We start from the raw sequence: 21,634 nt of genomic DNA, 5'->3' as shown, positions 1-21,634 counted from the left end.
CCCTTGACTATTATATTAACGACGATAACTTATCAACGGTAAGTTAACGACGTTTATTCTTCAGCTCATTGTAGACGTCCGAAGGAAGCCCCGCCATGCGTCTCCCCAACGTTCAGCTTCTCGCCAAGTTTCCCGTGAAGCTCGTTGTTATCGGTGCGACCGGTGTGGTGCTGGCAGGCGGCGCCTTCGCAGCCTACTCGTTCACGAGGACTCACGGTGCCGCCGTGGCCAACGCCGAGCCGGTCGTCCGGCCGGCCCGGGTCGCAGAAATCTCCTACAAGACACACGGCCAGACGTTGCTGCTGGCCGGCACGGTCGTGCCCCGCATCGAGAGCACCCTCGGTTTCCGCGTCTCGGGCAAGATCATCCAACGTTCGGTCGATGTCGGCGCGGTCGTGAAGCCGGGCGATGTCATCGCCGCCCTCGATCCCGCCGATTACCAGCTGGCCGTCGACAATGCGCGCGCCGCCCTCGCCTCGGCCGAAGCCGATTATGTGCGCGCCAAGGCCGACCACGAACGCTACCTCAACCTGCGCGGGAGTATGGCATTCGTCCCGCAGACGCTCGACCAGCGCCAGTCGCTGGCCTCGACGGCCCTCGCCCGCATGGACCAGGCCAAGAGCCAACTCGCCTCGGCGGAGAACAATCTCGCCTACACGGTGCTGCGCGCCGACGCGGCGGGTGTCGTCACCTCCGTCCAGGCCGAGGTGGGACAGGTCATGGCGCAGGGCCAGGGCGTGATCCGGCTCGCCCGCACGGAAGAGCTGGAAATCCTGGTTGGTGTCCCCGAGCACCGGCTGAAGGCCGTGCGCCAGGCAAAGGGCGCGACTTTCGAGCTCTGGTCGGATCCCGGCCGGCACCATGCCGCCAGGCTTCGTGAACTGTCGCCCAGCGCCGATCCGGTCACCCGCACTTATGCTGCGCGCTTCAGTGTCCTCGAGCCGCCGCAGTTCATCGGTCTGGGCATGACGGCGACCCTGGGCTTCGAGCGGCCCGATTCCACGCCGGTCGCCGAAGTCCCGCTCTCCGCCATCTTCCAGCGCGGCACACAGCCCGCCGTCTGGGTGGTCGATCGCGACACCGGGATGGTTGAGCTCCGCCCCGTCACCATCGCGCGCTGGCGCGACGACACGGCGGCGATCCTGTCGGGCGTCAAGGAGGGCGAGCTGATCGCCACCGCCGGCGTGCACAAGCTCGAGACCGGCCAGAAGGTGAAACCGCTCCAGCCGCAGCAGCAGGCGGCGCGCTAGCGGCTCGGCCTTCGGAGGACAGATCCATGACGACGCGCACCAATCTGTCGGCGCTGGCGCTGAAGTACAGCACGCTCACCGTGTTCTTCATGATCGCGTTGACCCTGGCGGGCTTCTACGCCTTCTTCAATCTCGGCCGCGCCGAAGACCCGCCCTTCACCATCAAGCAGATGGTCGTGTCGGCGGCGTGGCCCGGCGCCACCGCCCGCGAGGTCGAGCAGCAGGTCACCGAGAAGATCGAGACCAAGTTGCAGGAACTCCCCTACTTCTACAACGTCCAGAGCTACACCAAGCCCGGCGAGACGGTGATCTACGTCTCGCTGCGGGACGACACGCCGCCGGGAAAGGTCGCAGACCTCTGGTATCAGGTGCGCAAGAAGGTCGGCGACATCCGGGGCTCGCTGCCGCAGGGCGTGGTCGGCCCCTTCTTCAACGACGAGTACGGCGACACCTACAGCATGATCTGGGCCTTCGAGGCCGACGGCTTCTCTCCGGCCGAGGTCAAGGAGATCGCCAAGGCGGTGCGCCAGCGCCTGCTGCGCGTGCCCGACGTCACCAAGGCCGACCTGTTCGGCCTGCAGGACGAGAAGATCTACATCGAGTTCAGCCATACGCGCCTGGCTATGCTGGGCGTCCCCGTTGACCAGATCCTTGATGTCGTGCGCCGGCAGAATGCGATCGTGGCCACCGGCACGGTCGAAACCAAGGGCGAGCGCGTGGCCGTGCGCGTCGACGGCGCCCCGACTTCGGCTGAACAGCTCATGTCGCTGCCTTTCACCGCCAACGGCCAGACGCTCACCTTGGGCGACGTGGCCGAGATCAGCCGCGGCTACCAGGATCCGCGCCAGCTCGCCATGCGCTTCAACGGCAAGGCGGTGATCGGCCTCGGCGTCGTCATGGCACCGGGCGGCAACGTCGAAAAGCTTGGCGCCGCCCTCGACAAGACCATGAAGGAGGTCGAGGCCGGTCTGCCGGTCGGCATCACGGTGCATCGCATTGCCAACCAGCCCGAGGTCGTCACCAAGTCGTTCGAGGAGTTCAGCTCGGCCCTGCTTGAGGCGCTGGCGATCGTGCTGGTGGTGTCCTTCCTCAGCCTCGGCGTCCGCACCGGCGTGATCGTCGCGCTCTCCGTCCCCCTGGTGCTGGCCATCACTTTCGTCGGCATGCTGCTGCTGGGCATCGACTTCCAGCGCATCTCGCTCGGCGCGCTCATCATCGCGCTCGGCCTGCTGGTCGACGACGCGATCATCGCCGTCGAGATGATGATGGTGAGGCTCGAACAGGGCGCCAGCCGCCTGGAGGCCGCGACCTACGCCTACACCTCCACCGCCTTCCCCATGCTGACCGGCACGCTCGTGACGGCCGTGGGATTCGTGCCGGTGGGCTTCGCGCGCTCGGGTGCCGGCGAATACACCAACTCGATCTTCTGGGTGGTGGGCCTGTCGCTGATCATCTCGTGGTTCGTGGCCGTCCTGTTCACGCCGTGGATGGGCTACCACCTGCTGCCGACGCCCAAGGTCCAGCACCACGATCCCTATAACGGCCGCCTCTACACGCTCTTCCGCAAGGTCGTCGTGTGGTGCGTCACCTGGCGCAAGACGACGATCGTGATCACGGCGCTGGCTTTCGTGGGCTCGCTGGCGGCGTTCGGCCTGGTGTCCAAGCAGTTCTTCCCGACGGCCAACCGGCCGGAGTTGATCGTCGACATGAAGCTGGCGCAGGGCGCCTCGTGGGCCGCGACCGACACCGAGATCCGCAAGCTCGAAGCCTGGCTCGGCAACAGCCCCGACGTGGCCTCCTATACCGCCTATGTCGGCGCCGGCAGCCCGCGCTTCTACCTGCCGACGGTCCCTGAGCTGTCCAATGCCAATTTCGGCCAGATCATCGTGATGACAAAGGATCTGGTCGCCCGCGAGCGGGTCGTCGCCGCCCTCGACGGCCTCTTCAAGAAGGACTTCGAGGCCGTACGCGCCCGCGTGCAGCGCCTGCAGAACGGCCCGCCCGTCAGCTACCCGGTCATGTTCCGCGTGCTGGGCGACGACCCGCAGCAGGTGCGGCAGGTGGCCGAACGGGTCCGCCAGGTCTTCAAGGCCGATCCCGCGACGCGCGACATCAACTTCGACTGGAACGAACTGGCCAAGACCGTGCGTCTCGAGGTCGACCAGGCGAAGGCGCGCGCGCTGGGCGTCGATTCGCAGGCCCTGGGGAACACGCTGCAGACCCTGCTGACCGGCATCACCGTCACCCAATATCGCGACCGCACCGAGTCGATCGACGTCGTCGCCCGGGCCGTCGCGCCGGAACGGCTGAGCGTCGAGGGGCTGGAGGCGATCAACCTCCGCACCTCCACGGGCGGTGTCGTCTCGCTGGCCCAACTCGCGACGCTCAAGTTCGAGCTCGAGGAGCCGATCCTGTGGCGGCGCAACAAGGACCTGCTGATGACCGTGCGCGCCGGCGTGGCCGACGGCGTGCAGGGCCCCGATGTCGCCGCCCGCATCGACAAGGCGCTGGCGCCAGTGCGCGCCAGCCTGCCGCCCGGCTACCGCATCGAGGTCGGCGGCGACCAGGAGGAATCGGCCAAGAGCCAGGCCTCGATCTTCAAGATGATGCCGTTGATGGCCTTCCTGATGATCCTGTTCCTGATGCTTCAGCTCCAGAGCTTCTCGAAGCTGGCGCTGGTGCTACTGACCGCCCCGCTCGGCCTGATCGGCGTGTCGCTGTTCCTGCTGCTGTTCAATCAGCCGTTCGGCTTCGTCTCCCTACTGGGCGTCATCGCGCTGGCTGGCATGATCATGCGCAACTCGGTGATCCTGGTGGACCAGATCGACCAGGACATCGCGGCCGGCCACAGCAAGTGGGACGCGGTCATCGACGCCACGGTGCGCCGGGCGCGGCCGATCCTGCTGACCGCCGGGACCGCGATCTTCGCCATGATCCCGTTGTCGCGCAGCGTCTTCTGGGGTCCCATGGCGGTCGCGCTGATGGGCGGTCTGCTGGTCGCGACCGCCCTCACCCTGCTGTTCCTGCCGGCGCTCTATGCCGCGTGGTTCCGGGTGAAGAAGCCGGACGCCGCGGCCGAGGCGCAGCAGCCGACCCGCCACGCCCCGCCGCCGCTCGCCATCGCGGCGGAGTAGCAGACCGAACTCACCGGCTCCGTCATCTCGACCGGAGCGCGCAGCGCGGAGTGGAGAGATCTTCTCTCCACCAAAAGCCGGAAAATCGTAGAGAGCAGCTCTCTCAGCTTCGCCTCGCTGCGCGGGGCTCCGGTCGAGACGACGGAGTGGACGTACTTTAAGAAATCCGGCCCTCGGCGGTCTGGATGTCGGCCGTGCGGGCGGCGCTGGTCGCGACGATGATCTCGATGCCGCGAACGATGTCGTCGACGGACATGGACGGCGCCCCGCCCAGCCGGGCCGCCTGCTCGGGCACATAGGGAATGTGCAGGAAGCCGCCGCGCATCTGCGCCGGATGGCTCGCGATGATGTCCATCAGAGAATAGAGGATGTGGTTGCAGACGAAGGTGCCGGCCGTGTTGGACACGCTGGCCGGCAGACCCGCCTTGCGCATCTCGGCGACACAGGCCTTGACCGGCAGGGTCGCGAAATAGGCGGCGGGGCCCTCCGCGCGCACCGGCACGTCGATCGGCTGGTTCCGATCGTTGTCGGGGATGCGCGCGTCCTGGACGTTGATGCCGATCCGCTCGAGGCTGAGCTCGGTGCGGCCGCCGGCCTGGCCGACGCACAGCACGATGTCGGGCTTCGCCTCGTCGATCGCCTCGCGCAGCACACTCGTGGACTTCGCATAGGACGTCGGAAGCACCGCGGTCACCACGCTCACCGTCGCGATCTTCTTCCTCAGCCGGCTCACCGCCAATGACGACGGATTGACCGCGTCGCCGCCGAACGGATCGAAGCCGGTGACCAGAGCCTTCATGTCGTACTCGCTTCAAACGAAAGGGCGCCCGACCAGGGGCGCCCTGACGTTAACCCCAAGAGAGCCGATCGGCTACTTGTTGGCCTTGTCGACCGCACGGCGGGCCATGACACCGACCAGATGGGCGCGATATTCGGCGCTGCCGTGGATGTCGCTGTTCAGGCCGTCGGCCGGGACCTTGATGTCCTTGATGGCATCCGACGAGAAGTTCTTCGACAGCGCCTCTTCCATCGCCTTCACCCGGAAGACGCTGGGGCCGGCGCCGGTGACCGCGACCCGCACGCCCGCCGCCGTCTTGGCGACGAACACGCCGACCATCGCGTAGCGCGAAGCCGGGTTCGGGAATTTCATGTAGGCGGCCTTCTCGGCCTTCGGGAAGCTGATGGCGGTGATGATCTCGCCCTCGGCCAGCGCCGTCTCGAACAGGCCCTTGAAGAAGGCGTCTGCCGCATGCTTGCCGGTGTTGGTCGTCACCGTGGCATTGAGCGCGACCACGGCCGCCGGATAGTCGGCCGCCGGATCGTTGTTGGCAACCGAGCCGCCCATCGTGCCGCGGTTGCGGACCTGCGGATCGCCGATATGGCCCGCCAGATCGGCCAGCGCCGGAATGACCTTCTTCACGTCCGCCGACGTGGCAACGTCACCATGCTTGGTCATGCCGCCGATGACGACGCTGTCGCCCTCGATCTTGATGCCAGCGAGTTCCTTGAGCCCTCCGAGATCGATGACGTCGCTCGGCCGCGCCAGGCGCTGCTTCAGCGTCGGGATCAGCGTCATGCCGCCCGACATCGGACGGGCTTCTTCATTGCCCTTGAGCAGGGCGATCGCGTCGGCAACCGACTTCGGACGATGATAGGCAAAATCGTACATCTGGATTTCCTCCGTTTACTCGGCCGCCGCGTGCTGGGCGCCCTGGATCGACTGCCACACGTTGAGTGGCGTGGCGGGCATCTCCACGTGCTTGACGCCGATCGGCGCCAGCGCGTTGTGAACCGCATTCATCACGGCCGCGGGCGCCGCAATGGCCCCCGCCTCGCCGCATCCCTTCACGCCCAGCGGATTGTGCGGGCACGGGGTGACCTTGTAGCCGAGCTTGAACGACGGAAAGTTGTCGGCACGCGGCATCGTGTAGTCCATGAACGAGCCGCTCAGCAGCTGGCCCGTCGCCTTGTCGTAGACCGCGCCCTCGAACAGCGCCTGGCCGACACCCTGGACGATGCCGCCATGGACCTGCCCCTCGACGATCATCGGATTGATGATGTTGCCGAAATCGTCGACCGCGGTATGGGCGATGACCTCGACGATGCCGGTCTCGGGATCGATCTCGACCTCGCAGATCTGTGTGCCCGAGGGATAGACGAAGTTCGCCGGATCGTAGAAGGCGTTCTCGTCCATGCCGGGCTCGATCTCGGCGAGCGGATAATTGTGCGGCACGTAGGCGGCGAACACCGCCTGGGCCAGCGGCACCGCCTTGTCCGTGCCCGCCACCTTGAAGGTGCCGTCCTCGAACACGACGTCGGCCACGTCGGCTTCCATCAGATGGGCCGCGATCTTCTTGCCCTTGGCGATGATCTTGTCGGTGGCCTTCATGATCGCCGAGCCGCCGACGGCCAGCGACCGGCTGCCGTAGGTGCCCATGCCGAAGGTCGTCGTCGAGGTATCGCCATGGACCACCTCGATCTGGTCCATCGGTACACCCAGCCGGTCGTGGACGAGCTGCGCGAAGGTGGTCTCATGCCCCTGCCCGTGGCTGTGCGAGCCGGTGATGACCTGCACGTTGCCCGTCGGGTTGAACTTGATCTGCGCCGATTCCCACTGGCCCACGCCACCGCCCAGCTGGCCGATCACCTGCGAGGGCGCGAGGCCGCAGGCCTCGATGTACGACGAGAAGCCGATGCCGCGTAGCTTGCCGCGCGCCTTGGCCTCGGCCCGGCGGGCCTCGAAACCCGGATAGTCGGCGATCTTCATCGCCTCGTCGATGATCGGCGGGTAGTTGCCCGAATCGTACTGCAGCGCCACCGGCGTCTGATACGGGAACGCCGTCGACGGGATGAAGTTCTTCCGGCGCAGCTCCGCCGGATCCATCTTCAGCTCGGCCGCTGCCTTGCTGACGATCGATTCGATGACGAAGGTCGCCTCGGGACGACCCGCGCCGCGATAGGCATCGACCGGCGCGGTGTGCGTCACTGCCGCCTTCACGTTGGCGTAGATGACCGGCGTCGTGTACTGGCCGGCCAGCAGGGTCGCGTAGAGATAGGTCGGGACCGCCGTCGAGAAGGTCGAGAGATAGGCGCCCATGTTGGCGATCGTCTCGACCTTGAGGGCCAGGAACTTGCCCTCCTTGTCGAGCGCCAGTTCGGCATGGGTGACGTGGTCGCGGCCGTGGCAGTCGGTCTGGAACGATTCGCTGCGCTCGGCCGTCCACTTGATCGGCCGGCCGACCCGCGAGGCCGCCCAGCAGACCATCGTCTCGTCGGCATAGCAGAAGATCTTGCTGCCGAAGCCGCCGCCGACGTCGGGCGCGATGACCCGCAGCTTGTGCTCGGGAATGCCCAGCACGAAGGCCGACAGGATCAGCCGCAGCACGTGCGGGTTCTGGGAGGTCGACCAGAGCGTGTAGTTGCCCGTGCCCTTGTCGTACTCGGCCGCCGCGGCGCGCGGCTCCATGGCGTTCGGGATCAGGCGATTGTTGACGATGTCCATTTTGGTGACGTGCGCCGCCTTGGCAAACGCCGCCTCGACATCGGCCTTTACGCCGATCTCCCAATCGTAAATCAGGTTGCCCGGCGCCTCGGGATGGACCAGCGGCGCATCCTTGTCGAAGGCCTTGGCCAGATCGATGGTGGCCGGCAGGACCTCGTAGTCGACCTTGATCGCCTCGGCCGCATCCTTGGCCTCGTCATGACTGTTGGCCACGACCATGGCGACGGTGTCGCCAACATAGCGGACGGTATCGACCGCCATCACCGGATGCGGCGGCGCCTTGTGCGGCTCGCCGTGCTTGTCCTTCACCACCCAGCCACAGATCAAGCCGCCCACCTTGGCGTCGACAAGATCCTTGCCGGTGAAGATGTTGACGACGCCTGGACTCTTCTCCGCTGCCGAAATGTCGATGCTCTTGATCTTCGCATGGGCATGCGGCGAACGCAGGAAATACGCGTAGGTCGCCCGGGCGAGGGGCAGATCGTCGACATAGCGACCGGTCCCGGTCAGGAAGCGCTTGTCTTCCGTACGCAGGACGCGGGCACCGATTCCGGTGGCGGAGGTCATGGGACTACACTCCTGCAGACTTCATGGCCGGGGCCGCGGCCAGGATCGCCTTCACGATGTTGTGGTAGCCGGTGCAGCGGCAGAGGTTGCCTTCGAGCTCACGCCGCACCGTGGCCTCGTCGAGCTCGTAGTTGTGGCGCTTCACCATGTCGATGGCGCTCATCACCATGCCGGGGGTGCAGAAGCCGCACTGCAAGGCATGGTTGTCACGGAACGCCTCCTGCATCGGATGCAGCTTGTCGGCGCTCGGCGCGAGGCCCTCGATGGTCATCACCTGCGCGCCCTCGGCCTGGACCGCGAGCATGGTGCAGGACTTCACCGACTGGCCGTCGACATGCACGACGCAGGCGCCGCACTGGCTGGTGTCGCAACCGACATGGGTGCCGGTCATGCCGAGATGTTCACGCAGGAACTGAACCAGCAGCGTGCGCGCCTCGACCTTGCCCGAGACGGACTTGCCGTTGACGGTCATGGCGACGGATATGGTCATACTCAATCTCCCCTCACATATTGGTTTGCGCGGCCGCAACTACACACGGCCGCCGGGCGTTGGCCGGGACTCTGACAAGCCCTCCGCATTGCGGTCAAGGGAATTGCTGGCGTGAACCGCCAGCTGCTAACGACTCGCAAGGAAGACGAGGATCAGCACCGCGGCACCGACGCCGATGACGGTCCAGTGACGATAGCCACGCTGCGCTGCAGCAGACGGCACGGGTGGTAGCGGCTCTCCCGCCGGATCGAGCGACGCCATCGTCACGAAGCGGTGGCGACCGGCGGCGGCGCGCCGACACTCTCGGCGAACTTGCCGAAGAACTGATCGGCGAGCTTCTTGGCCGTCCCGGTGATGAGGCGCGCGCCGACCTGGGCGATCTTGCCGCCGACCTGGGCATCTACCTCGTACTTCAGGATCGTGTCGCCGCCATCCTCGGTGAGGGCGACGACCGCGCCGCCCTTGGCGAAGCCTGCGACGCCGCCCTGCCCTTCGCCGGAAATCCGGTAGCCGTTCGGCGGATCGATGTCCGAGAGCGTGACCTTGCCCGAGAAGGCGGCGCTCACCGGTCCGATGCGCAGGCGGACCTTCGCCGTCATCTCCGTGGGAGACAGCATCTCCAGCGATTCACAGCCGGGAATGCAGGCCTGCAGCACGGCCTGGTCGTTCAGCGCCGCGAAGACCTTCTCCCGCGACGCCGCAATCCTGTATTCGCCCTTGATTTCCATATCGTAACTCCCGGCTCAGCGCCTACCACTTGTTCGTATAGGAGTCCGGCGGCAATTCTGCCAGCGGCTCGCGCACCGAGACATAGATGGTGGCGATATAGGGAACGGCCATCAGCAGCGCCATGAAGGCGAACCAGTTGGCCTGGGTGTTCCAGAGCAACGTGCGGATGACCCAGCGGCCGCCATCGGCGGAAGCGAAACCGCCGGCGCTGCCATCGTGCAGCTTGATCGCCCCTTCGGTGACGACCATCACGATCGCCCAGAACACCAGCAGCGAGGCCAGCACGATCTCGGGCATGACCGGGCCGAAGCGGCTCATCCGCCGGTCCATGCGCACGACGCCGCGGCTGCCGTCGTAACCCAGCAGGCGGCCGAACGAGAGCGCCTTGGCGATGCGATGGTCGCGGGCCACCGGATCGGTGCGCAGAATGGTGGTGGTCTTCCACAGCATCAGCACGATGCTCGGGATGACGAAGCTCCACATCGGGAAGTCGCGGTACCGCCCGTCGATGGCGATCTGGCGGAACCAGTCGCCGATCCGGATCACCCCGTCGTACCAGTCGATGCTGATCACGATCAGGTAGAAGATGCAGAGGATCGTCAGCACGAGATAGAGCATCTGCGCCAGCAGGTCGGCTCGCTGCGCGATGCGGTAGCGCGGCAGTTCGCGCCAGGCCCGCCAGGATTCACGGACGCGCGCGCCGTAGAGTGACGGATCGGCCATCTGGCCGGTCAGGCTGTCGGCGATGCCACGCAGCAGCGCGTAGCTGAACAGGGCCAGCAGAACCGCCCAGAAGGCGATACCGAGGGTTTTCTCGAAGTAGAAATTGCGGGTCACGTCGACCCAGGTCGCCTGCACGTAGCAGGTCGCCACCAGTTGGGCGAAGAAAGCGAAGAGGCAGATGCCCTTCCAGTTGCCGGCCTTACGGCGGCTGGCATAGGCGAGCAGCAGCAGGGCGCCGCCGATCGTCGAGATGGCGAACAGGATCTGCCAGTGCGGCTCCGCCCTCACCGGCTTGCCGAGTTCGAACTTGTCGTGGCGCTGGGCGTCCAGCAGGCCCCATTCAGCGCCCACGGTGCCCTCCTGGCGGGCCTTCCAGTACTGGTCGAACGCCTCGATGACGTTGTAGTCGAAGCCTTCGCGCTCGGCCGCGCCGCGGAAGATCGAGAAGTACTTCACCTGCTCGACCCGGCCGGGCCGGGCGTCGGAGCGCATGCGGCCGTCGCTCGGCCAGCCGGTCTCGCCGATCACGATCTTCTTGCCGGGAAAACGCGCCTGGACCTTCTTGTAGATGTCCACGAGATGCTTCTCGATCGACAGCTTGCCGTCGGCCTCGGTGCGGTCCAGCCCGATCGGCTCGTCCTCCCAGTAAGGCAGGATGTGGATCGTGATGAAATCGACCTCGTCGGCCAGCGACGGGTTGCGCAGCCAGAACTCCCAGACGTCGGCATAGGTCACCGGCTGGGTCACCCGCTGCTTCACCTGCCGGATGTAGCGGCGCAGTTCGTTGGCCGTGAGGTCCTTGCGCAGCAGCACCTCGTTGCCGACGATCACCCGCTCGACCGTGTCCTTGTACTTGTTGGCATGGTCGATCAGCAGGTTGATCTGCTCGAGATTTTCCTTCTCGTTGCTGTTCAGCCAGGCGCCATGCCAGACCTTGAGCCCGTACTTGCCGGCCCGCTGTGGCACAGTCTCGAGGTTTTCGCCCGAGGAATAGGTACGCACCGCCCCGACCTTGCCCTGGAGGCGCTTGAGATCGGCCTCGATCTGGTCCGGTGTGGGAAAGGTTCGGGTGAGCGGGCTCTGGCCCGGCCGGTAGGGAGCGAAGGAAACGCTCTGGAGAGGCGCGGCGCTCCAGCCGGCGATATCGACCGGCCGGTTCGGAACCCACCACCACAGGAAATTCAGAGCCGCCACGACCACGAAAGCCAGCAGCGCCACGAGTGCACGCATGGGGAGGCTTGTAGCAGGATCGCTGAGCGGACGTATGGCTTTTCGAGGGCTTGTCCCCAAAAGCTACAGCGGCCCGCGTTGCAGACCGGCAATGGCCTGCCGCACGACCTGGTGGCCGCGAAACAGCACGGCCTCCTTCCAGTCGTCGGTCTCCGGATAGAACTGGCGGCGCATCGCCTTGCGCACCGGCTCGGCTTCCTTGCCCAGCGGATCGCCGTATTTGTGCAGCCAGTGGTCGGCGCGGAAGGCCTTCTGGCCGCTCTCACGGTCGAAGGTGCCGTATTCGAGGGTGCACATGGTCAGCCTGGTCTGCGGCTCCTGCAGTACGCGATTCAGCCCGTAGTGGCCCAGCCCGTCGCGCGCCTGCGAGGCCGTCTGTCCCCGTTTCGATTCCGTGACCGACTCACCCCAGAAATTGCGCACCCGGCGCGATCCACCGGTGCCGATGTCGTAATGCGTGATCGGCTCGCCATAGCCGTAGGGCCCGAGGCCGGTATGGAAGTCGACCACGGCCACGTCCTCGCGGCCCTTGAGATAGCGCTCGACGATGGCGTGCAGCGTGCGGTTCGACCAGGCCGGTCCGCCACCGCCGAAGAACATGCCGTCGGCGTGGCTGTACTGGCCGCCCGAGACGGCACGGAAGAACTCGACGTCGCCGACCTTCCGGCGAAAGGCCGCCAGCCTGGCATCGGCCGCCGCCCGCCCCGCGTCGCTGAAATCCGCCGGCACCAGATCGTCGGCGATCTCGAGATAGCCCTCGTTCACCGGATAGGGCTTGGAGTGATCGACATAGTTGCGGTTGAGGTCGTTACCCTCCTCCGTCACGCGCCGCGTCCAGGCGAAGCCGTAGGGATTGATCGCGTGCACGAACAGCGCCGCGGTGCCCTTCGGCAGCCCCGAGGCACCGACACCGGCCAGCCAGTCGACCTGGAAGCCCGAGCCGCAATAGCCCTCGACGCCGTGGGTGGACGAGATCGTGACCATCACCTTCGACGCATCCGTCGGCCCGACCCAGGCAACATCCGTCGACAGGGACTCACCCTTCGGGCCCTTGGTCGGGTTGTCGTAGCGAAAGGTCTGGGCGTCGGTGAGCCGGGCGGCGGCCAGGAACTTTTCGCGCGCCTCACTGTAGTCGGCGGCGAAGGAGGCAATGTTGTTCATGGTCGACGATACCTCGTTCAAAGCTTCACACATTTCAAAAGACGCCGTCGGACTCCTCCCTGTTGTTTGGGACGGAGACATGGCGAACACATAACAAATTAGCCTGGTTTATGGGTGGAAATCGATGGGCTTGAGCATGACGTTGCGGAACACCAGCTGCTTGTCATGTTCGTCTCCGGTCAACGGCCCATCGCGGCCTGAAGCGCGTTCGTGCCGTCGTGCCATCGACACGGCCGGGCTTGTGGATGCTGACGGCCATTGCCCGGCTCACCTGCATCGCTTCTATTCATGCCGTTGCTAGCCAAACTCTTCCCAACGTCAGATCTTGGCGAAAGCCGGCTTCTCGACACCGGTCATGGTGTCGTAGGCCTTGAGGATCGTCTCCTCCGGCGTCCGCGTGACACCGCTGTCGTGGTAGATCGCCTTCAGCCACATTGCCATCTTCGTATGATAGCCGTTCATGATGAAGCTTTCCGACATGACCTTGCGCAGCATTTCTTCGCCCTTGGCGACATAGGCAGCGTCGGGCTTGCCACCGGCGGCGAGGTGACGGCAAGCCCACTGCCCATACATCAGTTCCGCCCGCACGATGGCTGGTGCCGACGACGGCTTGGTGGTGAGTCCAGCCTCCTGACAGAGCTTCAGGCCGACGTCATAGCGTCGCGCCGCCAGGTTGAGCGGCAGGGCGAGTTCGAGCCCCTCCCGCATCAGCAACTTAGTCCCGTTGGGCTCGAAGCGGTCGAACTCGGCCACCGCTGAATCGCCATCGATCAGCCACTTGCACAGGCCCAGCGTCTGCCACCATTGATAGGCGTCAAAGGCTTCGTCGGTATCCTTGCCCTCCGGCGGCGCCGGTTGTGACTCCATCCAGGCTGCGAGCGCCCGTGCTATCGGCAAAACCTGCTCGCGCAAGCCCAGGAGATGGGCGTGGACCAGGTTTCCCAGTTTAGTAGCCATGTAGTGCGAGCGATTAAATGGCCCGGTCTTTTCCGGCTCGAACTTAGTTGCAATCGCCAGAAGAAAATCCAGGTAGAACTGGCGATCGCTTTCGGGCTCGAAAATTCTCGGCATCACGGCCTCCCTTACGGATAGACGACAGCGCGTTCGTCACCTGCGATTCGTTCAACCACACCGTTGCGTGCACTTCCAATCCCCACCGTGACAATGGCACGTTCCTACTGGCCAAATTCTCCAATGCTCTGGCGCCAGCTTCAGGTGACAAGCGTCCACTCTTCATCGCCGCATTAACGGTGTCTTCAGCGTGTTGCAGGGCGCCACCCAGAGACCGCCGTGTCTGATGCGCCCGGCCGCCCGGACCTATCGACGTATCAGAGCCGCGCCATTTGGAATCCCAGAAGTGAATCTCGCCGTTACGATCGACCGAGATCACGTCCGGCCCTCGCTGGCCTGCCTTCCTGCCGAAGTCGATCACGGTGTGATGCGGGAAATGCCGCGCGATGTCGTTGGCCAGCCCGTACTCTCCGCGCAATCCCTTCCGATGGTTCTCGTTGTCGGGCAAGTAATCGCGCCCTGCCGCCGGTTCACCGACGCGGGGATCGAGTTTGATCTCGACTGCCGTGTCGATGCCGTTAGGACCGACATACTCGTCCCTTTTGGCCAATTGTGCTCTCTCATCCAGCCAGGCACTGGGAGATTGAGCCGATGGCTTCTGTTCAGCAGCGGCTGCCGCTCCAGCCGTATCGGGTACGGGCTGCGTGCCCGATGGCTGGGGTGAAGGCCAAAACCAACTCCGGTAATTCTCGATTGCCTGTGGCAGTCCAGGCATCACCGGCGGCCGGTTGTGCCCGATGCCTGGTGCGGGCTGTTGGCCTGGTGCCGCAGATGGGCGGGGCGGTGGGGGAACGCGACCGCCTCCGCCACCGCGAGCGCCGCCACCTCCGGCTTGCGCGAGAATGATGTGCTGCGGATCGAAGGATTCGCCTACCTCCCTGCTGCCGCCGTCGTTATAGACAATCCGGGGTTCCCCTCCATCGAGCGCGTTCTCCGCTTCGACCTCTTGTGGCAGCGCTTCGACGGGGTCACCGCCCGAGACGCGGCCGATATTTGGATCGTCTTCCGCGCGCGTCAGCACGTCGCCGACCAAGCCGCGAATGTCCGCCATAGTTGCTGCTTGCCCTCGACGGATTCGAAGGCGCCCAAGCGCGTATCGAGTTGCTGCCGTGCGGTCCGGGCCTCCTTGCCGTCGGGGTCGACGTTGGCGGTGCGCAGTCCCTCTTCCAGGAACAGGCGGCCGAGACGGTGTCGCTCGAAGGCCGGATCGGGTTTGCCTTCGGCGAGGGTCTGCTGGAGTTTGGTCAGGCGGTTGTAGTCGCCGTCACCGAGAGATAGCCGGTATTGCGTGAGGTCGAGGCCGGTGACCCTTTCGTTCGCCCTGGTAGCGCAGCTCGCCCACCGCGGTGCGGCCCAGCGGGCCGGGTCGTGCCAGGACAGCGCCGCGTCACGCGCCAAGTCGGCGAGGCGCATCGGCCACGATGCGGTCGTCCAGGACCGACGCAGCCTGCTCCGCGATCCGGCCGAGGTCGCCGCCGGCGCTGTCGAGACGCCGGTCGATCACCGGTTCGAGCAGGGCCTTCTGGCGGGGCCCGTCGGCCTAGAGGTCTAGTGGGTTGTCATCCTGAAGGTCGTGTGTGCCCGGTCAATTCCGCGCCATCTCCAGTCGTAGCGTGCGATCTGGAGAGATCCGCCCACCGCGATCCTTCCAGTTAGGTGGACCGAGCATACTTCAGCGGTGGCGAGAAGGCGGCGAAGCCACTTCCTACACTCTTCCTTACGTCAGATCTTGGCGAGAGCCGGCTTCTCGACCCCGGTCATCGTGTCGTAGCACTTGAGGATGGTTTCCTCCGGCGCCCACGTGACGCTGCTGTAGTGGTAGATCGCTCCGGCACAACGCCATCTCGGTGTAGGAACCACTTCGAAGAGGTCCCGACGGTTATCAGAGCGTCATCAAAGTCAGTAGACGGAGCCAACTCACTCCAGCCAGATCGGTCGTATGTCAGGCTTTTCGAAGTCCTCTAGCGGCATGAACTTATGTTGGTGAGACTTGGGTCCTTCCCATGCCATGAGACGCAAAGGGCGGAAGTAGCCAATGTTTTCTTTGTCATCACGAGCGTAGTCGATCGCTTTGTCGAGCGACTTGAAAATCTTTTGACACGCATCAGCCGCCGTCTTCGCCGACCGATCGATGCCTTCCGTCCGATCACCCAGCTTAAACTCGTCCCAGAAGCCTTCAGTTATTTGAATCTTCTGAAGTAGCCGCCGACATTCCGCCAATTGGTCGACAAGTGCATCATACTGCTCGCCGGGCACGGTGCGCCTGTAAAGACGGTCAGTGACGAGATCGAGTGTACCGCTGATCGACTCCGATTTGTGACGTTCGATTAGAGCAAAGAATGCAGCGACTTCCGCCGGGGTGCCCATATGCTGGCGAATCATGCCCGCGGAGATTCCAACATCACTCATCGGCTAATCCTTCCGTATAAATTCGATATGTTCGCGCCTGAGAAGGCCATTCGACCGCTGGACAATTCGCCTGGCTATGTCATTCAATTGTTCCGTAGATACCTGCTGACCCCGAACGTCGATCGCAATCTGCTGCTGCATGCTCGGCGGCAGGTGTTGCGCCCGCTCCAATACCTGTCGAGTGACGTCGCTCACCAATCCGTGCTTGTTGGTATTGATATTATAATTCTTCACCTCGAACGATGCACGGCGCTTATCCGCTGACACGCCGTCGGGACGGACCGAACCAGCCGTCCCCCAACTTACCTCCTTGCCGTTCTTGAAAGAGACTTGCGGAACAAAGTCCGGCCGTCCTGTTCCATAGTCGAGCTCGCTCTGCCGCGAACTAGGACGCGGCTCTGGCAAGAATGGCGGCACCGGAGGTCCGGACTGCGGTGGCTTGTCGCGCTCCACCCGCTCCGGCGGGCCGTTGTCGTCCGGACCCGGGTCCTTGCCGGGCGGACGGGCCATTTCACTACCGCCCAGAACGCCGGCCGTGCTCTGGCGCGCGATCGTGTCGTCTATCGCCTTTCCGACAATCACGGCCCCGATCGCCGCCGCTGCGAGTTCCAGCAGGATGGGAATGGCCAAGGCGGGCGCAACGACGTTCTGAATCGTTGGCACTGGACCATCCCTATCCCAGATGTCGGTCTGCGGCGGTCCGTTTGTCGGCTCGACGGTGCGCGTCACCCGCTCACCGTCGAAAGTCGTGGTGATCGCGCCCAGCGTCTTGCCCTCGGGGTCGCGTATGGTATCGACCTGCGACCAGTGGCCCTCGGCGGCATAGGACCACCGGCTTTCCACACGGTGGCCATCGATGAAGGTCGCATCGTTCGAGACGATGCGGTCCTGCTCGTCGTACGCTTCCTGGACGTCGACCTTGCCGCGCTCGGTATCGACGCCGCGACGCTTCACCCACTTTGTGCCGTCGTCGAACCGCGTGATCTCAGGCGCAGGGGGCGTCGTAGGTGCCGCTTCTACCGCCTTGGGGCCTGTCGATTCTTCGACTACCCCTGCGTCGCTGGGTGAGGGTGTCGATCCGGCATTAACCGGCGCCCCATCGAACACGCCCTTCGGCACACGCTCTGGCGGCAGCGCTTCGCCGGGCTCGCCGCCCGACGTCCGGACGCTATCCGGATCGCCTTCCGCGCGAGGCAGCACGTCGCCGACCAAGCCGCGAATGTCGGCCATCGTCGGCGGTTTGCCCTCGACGGGCTCGAAGGCGTCCAAAAGCCAGTCGAGCCGTTGCCGCGCGGTCCGGGCCTCCTCGCCGTCGGGATCGAGGTTGGCAGCGCGCAGCCCCTCTCCCAGGAACAGGCGGCCGAGACGGTGGCGCTCGAAGGCCGGATCGGGATTGCCTTCGGCGAGAGTCTTCTGGAGTTTGGTCAGGCGGCTGTAGTCGCTGTCGCCGAGCGACAGCCGGTGTTGCGTGAGGTCGAGGCCAACAAAGCTTTCCGGCTCGTGCACGGCCTGGTCGTCGAGCTTGCCGTAAAGGTCGCGATCGGTGACGACGCGGCCGCCGTTCATGGCCGTCCGGTCGAGCGCGTCACTCTGCTCCGGGCTCAACCCGTCGCGCAGGTCCGCCGGCATCGCCATCAGCGGCGCCGCGGGATTGGCGCCGAGCGATTCGAGCGCGCCCGTGGCTGCACGACCTCGCGCCGCTTGCCAGGCCCGGTCGGCGCGCGCCTGTTCGATCCGCGCCATCCGGGTCACCTGCGCCCGCACCTCGGGCGAGGCGTCCGGCGGCGTCAGTTCGGCGGCGCGCGCCTGGTAGTCGTCGAGGTCGGGGCGCCGCGTCGGATCGTCCGGCGTGTCGGCCAGGCCGCCGACGATCTCCGTCACGCGACGCTCCTCGCGTGCCCGCTCGATCCTGCGCTCGACCGCGACCTGCCGCTCCGGCTGGATCACGTCGCGCGCGTGGTCGTAGAGCTTCGCCGCGCGCTCGGGATCCTGGCCGATCGCGGCCTCGACCGCGCCGGCATAGAGATCGCTCAGGCCGGTTCGTACCGCCGTATCGGTCCGGCTCGCGTCCCAGCCTTTTCGTTCGCCCTGGTAGCGCAGCTCGCCCACCGTGGTGCGGCCCAGCGTGCGCAGATGGGCCGGGTCCTGCCAGGACAGCGACGCGTCACGCGCCAAGTCGGCGAGGCGCTCGGCCACGATACGGTCGTCCAGCACCGACGTCGCCTGCTCTGCGATCCGCGCCAGGTCGCCGCCGGCGCGGTCGAGACGCCGGTCGATCACCGGTTCGAGCATGGCCTTCTGGCGGGGCCCGATCGCCTGCGCCAGATAGCGGTCCTTCAGCGCGCCCAGAAGCCGGGTGGTCTCGGTGATCCCGGCCAGCACGCCCTCGGGGTCTCGGCCCGCGAGCCCCGTCACCGGATCGGTCACCAGGCCACGCACTTCGCCCGCGAACCCGGTGTCGAGCTGCCGCGCGAACATCTCGTCGGCCTGAAGGCCAAGCGGGCTGTCGCCCTCAAGCTCGTTGCGCGGCCATGGTTCCGCGGCAGGCGCTGCCGAGAGCAGCCCTTCTGTCATGATGCTTGCCATGTTGGTCTCCGTTCAGCGGCCCATCGGGGCCTGCAGGGCGTTCCTGCCGTCGCGTTCCGCATCGAAAAGGAAAGCGGCTCCGATGCCCGGACAGCCCCGGTCATCGTCCGCTCGTTAGTGCTGGTGATTTCGGCGCGCTGGCCACGGTCGACGCGACGGTGGGCAGTTACGCCACGAGGTCAGTCTTCCGGGCGATCGGTGCTCAATGGCCGCGACAAGGCACGCGGCAACAGCGGCGACGAGGCCGAGGGATCGGCAGTGTCATCGCCAGGGGCGTCAAATGTTCTCAAAGACATCTCTCCTGCGAGAAGCGAGCCCTTGAGTTACTGATGAGCCGGACTTTGAACCTGCAAGCGCCAATTCCGATGCGAACTGCCGACCGGACTCGATACTGCTATCGGCTATGTATTTCGTATCAGCGGCTGAAATTCCCGAGGCTCTTATGTCTGGGATTCGCCATCGCCGCTTTGCGTGACGTGCGGAAGCGGCTGAGGCCTGCGGGATGGAGCGTGGACGCAGCATGGCTGGGGCGCCGCTACAATCACGACGGCGTCGGAGGGTTGAGCGATGCTAGGCGCAGCGGTCGTCCGCTGGCTCTTTCGGCGGATCAATTGGAGGAAGTGGAGGAGTTGAAGGCGCCGGTCATTGCGGGCCCCGACTCGGCCCTCCATGGCGTAAGCGGATGGCGCTGCCTCGATGAGTGCACGGTCGGCAGGATGCTGCAGCGGATGGGCCTGATGTGACTGCAACCGCGCGCCCATAACCCTAGGAAGGCTGGCACCGCGCAGCAGGCTATTGGGAAAGTTTCGCCGTCCTCGTAGCCGTGTGTTTGCTTACTATTGCTGGTCGCGATGCCGCTCAGCTCACCTGTCGTGGTGGCGCCGCGAGTTCGTGATGCCTATTGCGACGGCTCACGAGATGCCCGGGCTTACTCGAACGGCAGAAGTGTCCAGCGCGCCGGCCTCAAATTCTTCTGGCCTGCGTCTCAGGTGCGCAAGGTGAGGCCGCCATCGACCACCAGTTCGTGGCCGGTGATGAAGTCGGCGTCGTCGGAAGCCAGCAGCAGCGCGCCGCGGGCGATGTCGATCGGCTGGCCGAGGCGGCGCAGCGCCGCCTTCTTCTCCCAGACTTCGCGGATTTCCGGCTTGTCGAAGTTGGTCTGCGTCATGCCGCTGTAGATCGCGCCCGGGCAGACATAGTTGGCCGTGATGTTGAACTTGCCGAGTTCGAGCGCCAGCGTGCGCGTGAGCCCGCCAACGCCCGCTTTGGAGGCGCAATAGGCCGCCAGGCCGTAGTCGGTGTCGAAGGCCATGACCGAGGCGGTGTTGACGATGCGCGCGCGCCCCTTCTCCCGGGCGCGCTCTTTCAGCGCCGGGATGGCCTCCCGGCACAGGCGGAACATGCCGCGCACGTTCACGGCATTGACCCTGTCCCACATCTCGTCGGTCATTTCCTCGACGAAGGCGCGGCCGCTGACGCCGGCATTGTTGAACAGGATGTCGAGCGCACCGAACCGGTCGAGGGCTGCGGCGACGATCCTCTTCGGCGCATCGTCGCCGGTGATGTCGGCGGCGAAAGGCTCGATCACCGAGTTGCCGGCATGCGCCGTCTCGATCGCCGAGTCGGGCCGGTCGACCGCCAGCACCTGCGCGCCCTCCTCCGCAAAGAGCTTCGCAGAGGCCGCCCCGATGCCCGAGGCGGCGCCCGTCACGATGGCGATCTTGCCGGTCAGTCTGCCCATGCGAGCCTCCGTGTTGTCAGGCGACCTCGATGATGACCTTGCCGGTCGCCTTGCGCGACAGCAGGGCATTCATGGCGTCGGCCGCCTTCTCCAGCGGGAAGCGCATGGAGATGTGCGGCTTCAGCTTGCCCTCGCCGTACCAGGCCAGCATCTCGTCGAAGTTCTTGCGCGCCTCGGCCGGCTCGCGGCCGCGCCAGGCGCCGTAGAACACGCCGCGCACGTCACAGCTCTTCAGCAGCGCGAGATTGGCCGGCAGAGACGGGATGCGACCGGCCGCGAAGCCCACCACCAGAAGGCGGCCGTACCAGGCGATGCAGCGGATCGATTCGTCGAAGGCGTCGCCGCCGACCGCGTCGTAGATGATATCCGCGCCCGCGCCGCCGGTCAGTTCCTTGACCTTGTCGCGCATCTTCTCCTTGGCGTAGTTCACGAACATCGTGGCGCCGTACTTCTTGCAGACTTCCATCTTCTCGTCGGAACCGACGGCCGCGATGACCTTGAGGCCCATCAGCGCGCCCAGCTCGACCGCGGTCAGGCCGACGCCGCCCGAGGCGCCGGTGACCAGCAGCGTCTCGCCCGGCTTGTAGCTGCTGCGCTGCTTCAGCGCGTAGTACGAGGTGCCGTAGGTCATGGTGAACGCCGCACCATCCTCGTAGCTCATGTTATTGGGCATCGGCAGGAGCTGGATCTCGTCGACCACGGCTTCGCTGGCATAGCCGCCATGGCCGATCATGCCGATCACCCGGTCGCCGACCTTGTAGCCGGTGACGCCTTCGCCGACCTCGGTGATGTCGCCCGCGATCTCGTGGCCCGGCGCGAAGGGGCGCGGCGGCTTGAACTGGTACTTGTCCTGGATGATCAGCGTGTCGGGGAAGTTGACGCCGGCCGCCTTCGTAGCGACGCGCACCTGGCCCTTGCCCAGCGGCCTGGACGGCAGTTCCACCAGCTTCAGGCTCTCCGGCCCGCCCGGCGTTTCGCTCAGCATCGCGCGCATCGTCTTACTCCCCGTTCCGGTGTTTCATCCTGTGACGGCATTGATAC

General features: G+C 65.5%; 18 protein-coding genes. 4 read left to right on the top strand and 14 right to left on the bottom strand.

Annotated features, from left to right (window positions below):
• The first annotated feature begins 95 nt into the window (after positions 1-95).
• Together ACT6UX_RS04275 and ACT6UX_RS04270 are read left to right on the top strand one after the other, a co-directional pair.
• Positions 96-1,250, top strand: coding sequence for an efflux RND transporter periplasmic adaptor subunit (locus ACT6UX_RS04275; RefSeq protein ID WP_444773904.1), 1,155 nt, complete (start codon positions 96-98; stop codon positions 1,248-1,250).
• A 26-nt stretch (positions 1,251-1,276) separates the two neighbouring features.
• Positions 1,277-4,384: an efflux RND transporter permease subunit gene (locus ACT6UX_RS04270; RefSeq protein WP_444773903.1), complete on the top strand. Its 3,108-nt coding sequence runs from the start codon at positions 1,277-1,279 to the stop codon at positions 4,382-4,384.
• Between the two features lie 157 nt (positions 4,385-4,541).
• Here ACT6UX_RS04270 and pcp read toward each other — a convergent pair whose 3' ends face one another.
• From pcp to ACT6UX_RS04225, 9 genes are all read right to left on the bottom strand, one after another.
• Positions 4,542-5,183 carry a pyroglutamyl-peptidase I gene (gene pcp, locus ACT6UX_RS04265; protein ID WP_444773902.1) on the bottom strand — a complete coding sequence of 214 codons (642 nt, stop codon included), beginning with the start codon at positions 5,181-5,183 and terminating at the stop codon, positions 4,542-4,544.
• 72 nt (positions 5,184-5,255) lie between these two features.
• On the bottom strand, positions 5,256-6,053 hold the full coding sequence (locus ACT6UX_RS04260) for an FAD binding domain-containing protein (protein ID WP_444773901.1): 798 nt from the start codon (positions 6,051-6,053) through the stop codon (positions 5,256-5,258).
• Positions 6,054-6,068: 15 nt separating this feature from the next.
• Complete coding sequence (locus ACT6UX_RS04255; RefSeq protein WP_444773900.1) at positions 6,069-8,453, bottom strand: xanthine dehydrogenase family protein molybdopterin-binding subunit; 2,385 nt, start codon at positions 8,451-8,453, stop codon at positions 6,069-6,071.
• A 4-nt stretch (positions 8,454-8,457) separates the two neighbouring features.
• On the bottom strand, positions 8,458-8,943 hold the full coding sequence (locus tag ACT6UX_RS04250) for a (2Fe-2S)-binding protein (RefSeq protein WP_444773899.1): 486 nt from the start codon (positions 8,941-8,943) through the stop codon (positions 8,458-8,460).
• Positions 8,944-9,206: 263 nt separating this feature from the next.
• The gene (locus ACT6UX_RS04245) at positions 9,207-9,671 is read right to left on the bottom strand and encodes an SRPBCC family protein (protein WP_444773898.1); all 465 of its coding nucleotides are present in this window, start codon (positions 9,669-9,671) and stop codon (positions 9,207-9,209) included.
• Positions 9,672-9,693: 22 nt separating this feature from the next.
• Positions 9,694-11,625, bottom strand: coding sequence for a glycoside hydrolase family 17 protein (locus ACT6UX_RS04240; RefSeq protein WP_444773897.1), 1,932 nt, complete (start codon positions 11,623-11,625; stop codon positions 9,694-9,696).
• 63 nt (positions 11,626-11,688) lie between these two features.
• Positions 11,689-12,786 (bottom strand): M14 family metallopeptidase, encoded by a 1,098-nt coding sequence (locus tag ACT6UX_RS04235; protein WP_444773896.1) that lies wholly within the window; start codon positions 12,784-12,786, stop codon positions 11,689-11,691.
• Positions 12,787-13,104: 318 nt separating this feature from the next.
• Positions 13,105-13,653, bottom strand: a complete 549-nt coding sequence (locus tag ACT6UX_RS04230) for a hypothetical protein (RefSeq protein WP_444773895.1) — start codon at positions 13,651-13,653, stop codon at positions 13,105-13,107.
• Between the two features lie 133 nt (positions 13,654-13,786).
• Positions 13,787-14,908 carry a hypothetical protein gene (locus ACT6UX_RS04225; protein ID WP_444773894.1) on the bottom strand — a complete coding sequence of 374 codons (1,122 nt, stop codon included), beginning with the start codon at positions 14,906-14,908 and terminating at the stop codon, positions 13,787-13,789.
• Between the two features lie 2 nt (positions 14,909-14,910).
• On the opposite strand from ACT6UX_RS04225, the gene ACT6UX_RS04220 reads away from it, so the two are divergent.
• Together ACT6UX_RS04220 and ACT6UX_RS04215 are read left to right on the top strand one after the other, a co-directional pair.
• A complete protein-coding gene (locus ACT6UX_RS04220) occupies positions 14,911-15,135 on the top strand; it encodes a hypothetical protein (RefSeq protein WP_444773893.1) in 225 nt (74 codons plus the stop codon).
• A gap of 25 nt (positions 15,136-15,160) precedes the next feature.
• Positions 15,161-15,409, top strand: a complete 249-nt coding sequence (locus tag ACT6UX_RS04215) for a hypothetical protein (RefSeq protein WP_444773892.1) — start codon at positions 15,161-15,163, stop codon at positions 15,407-15,409.
• A 170-nt stretch (positions 15,410-15,579) separates the two neighbouring features.
• Here ACT6UX_RS04215 and ACT6UX_RS04210 read toward each other — a convergent pair whose 3' ends face one another.
• The 5 genes from ACT6UX_RS04210 to ACT6UX_RS04190 form a co-directional block, all read right to left on the bottom strand.
• Positions 15,580-15,717, bottom strand: coding sequence for a hypothetical protein (locus tag ACT6UX_RS04210; protein WP_444773891.1), 138 nt, complete (start codon positions 15,715-15,717; stop codon positions 15,580-15,582).
• A 57-nt stretch (positions 15,718-15,774) separates the two neighbouring features.
• On the bottom strand, positions 15,775-16,266 hold the full coding sequence (locus tag ACT6UX_RS04205) for a hypothetical protein (RefSeq protein ID WP_444773890.1): 492 nt from the start codon (positions 16,264-16,266) through the stop codon (positions 15,775-15,777).
• Positions 16,267-16,269: 3 nt separating this feature from the next.
• On the bottom strand, positions 16,270-18,852 hold the full coding sequence (locus ACT6UX_RS04200) for a hypothetical protein (protein WP_444773889.1): 2,583 nt from the start codon (positions 18,850-18,852) through the stop codon (positions 16,270-16,272).
• Positions 18,853-19,837: 985 nt separating this feature from the next.
• A complete protein-coding gene (locus ACT6UX_RS04195) occupies positions 19,838-20,593 on the bottom strand; it encodes an SDR family NAD(P)-dependent oxidoreductase (protein WP_444773888.1) in 756 nt (251 codons plus the stop codon).
• Between the two features lie 16 nt (positions 20,594-20,609).
• Positions 20,610-21,587 carry an NADPH:quinone oxidoreductase family protein gene (locus ACT6UX_RS04190; RefSeq protein WP_444773887.1) on the bottom strand — a complete coding sequence of 326 codons (978 nt, stop codon included), beginning with the start codon at positions 21,585-21,587 and terminating at the stop codon, positions 20,610-20,612.
• Positions 21,588-21,634 lie beyond the last annotated feature (47 nt).

Origin of the sequence: Reyranella sp. (genome assembly GCF_052439685.1) — a bacterium.
Lineage (GTDB): Bacteria > Pseudomonadota > Alphaproteobacteria > Reyranellales > Reyranellaceae > Reyranella.
This window is presented reverse-complemented; position numbering and strand designations above follow the sequence as displayed.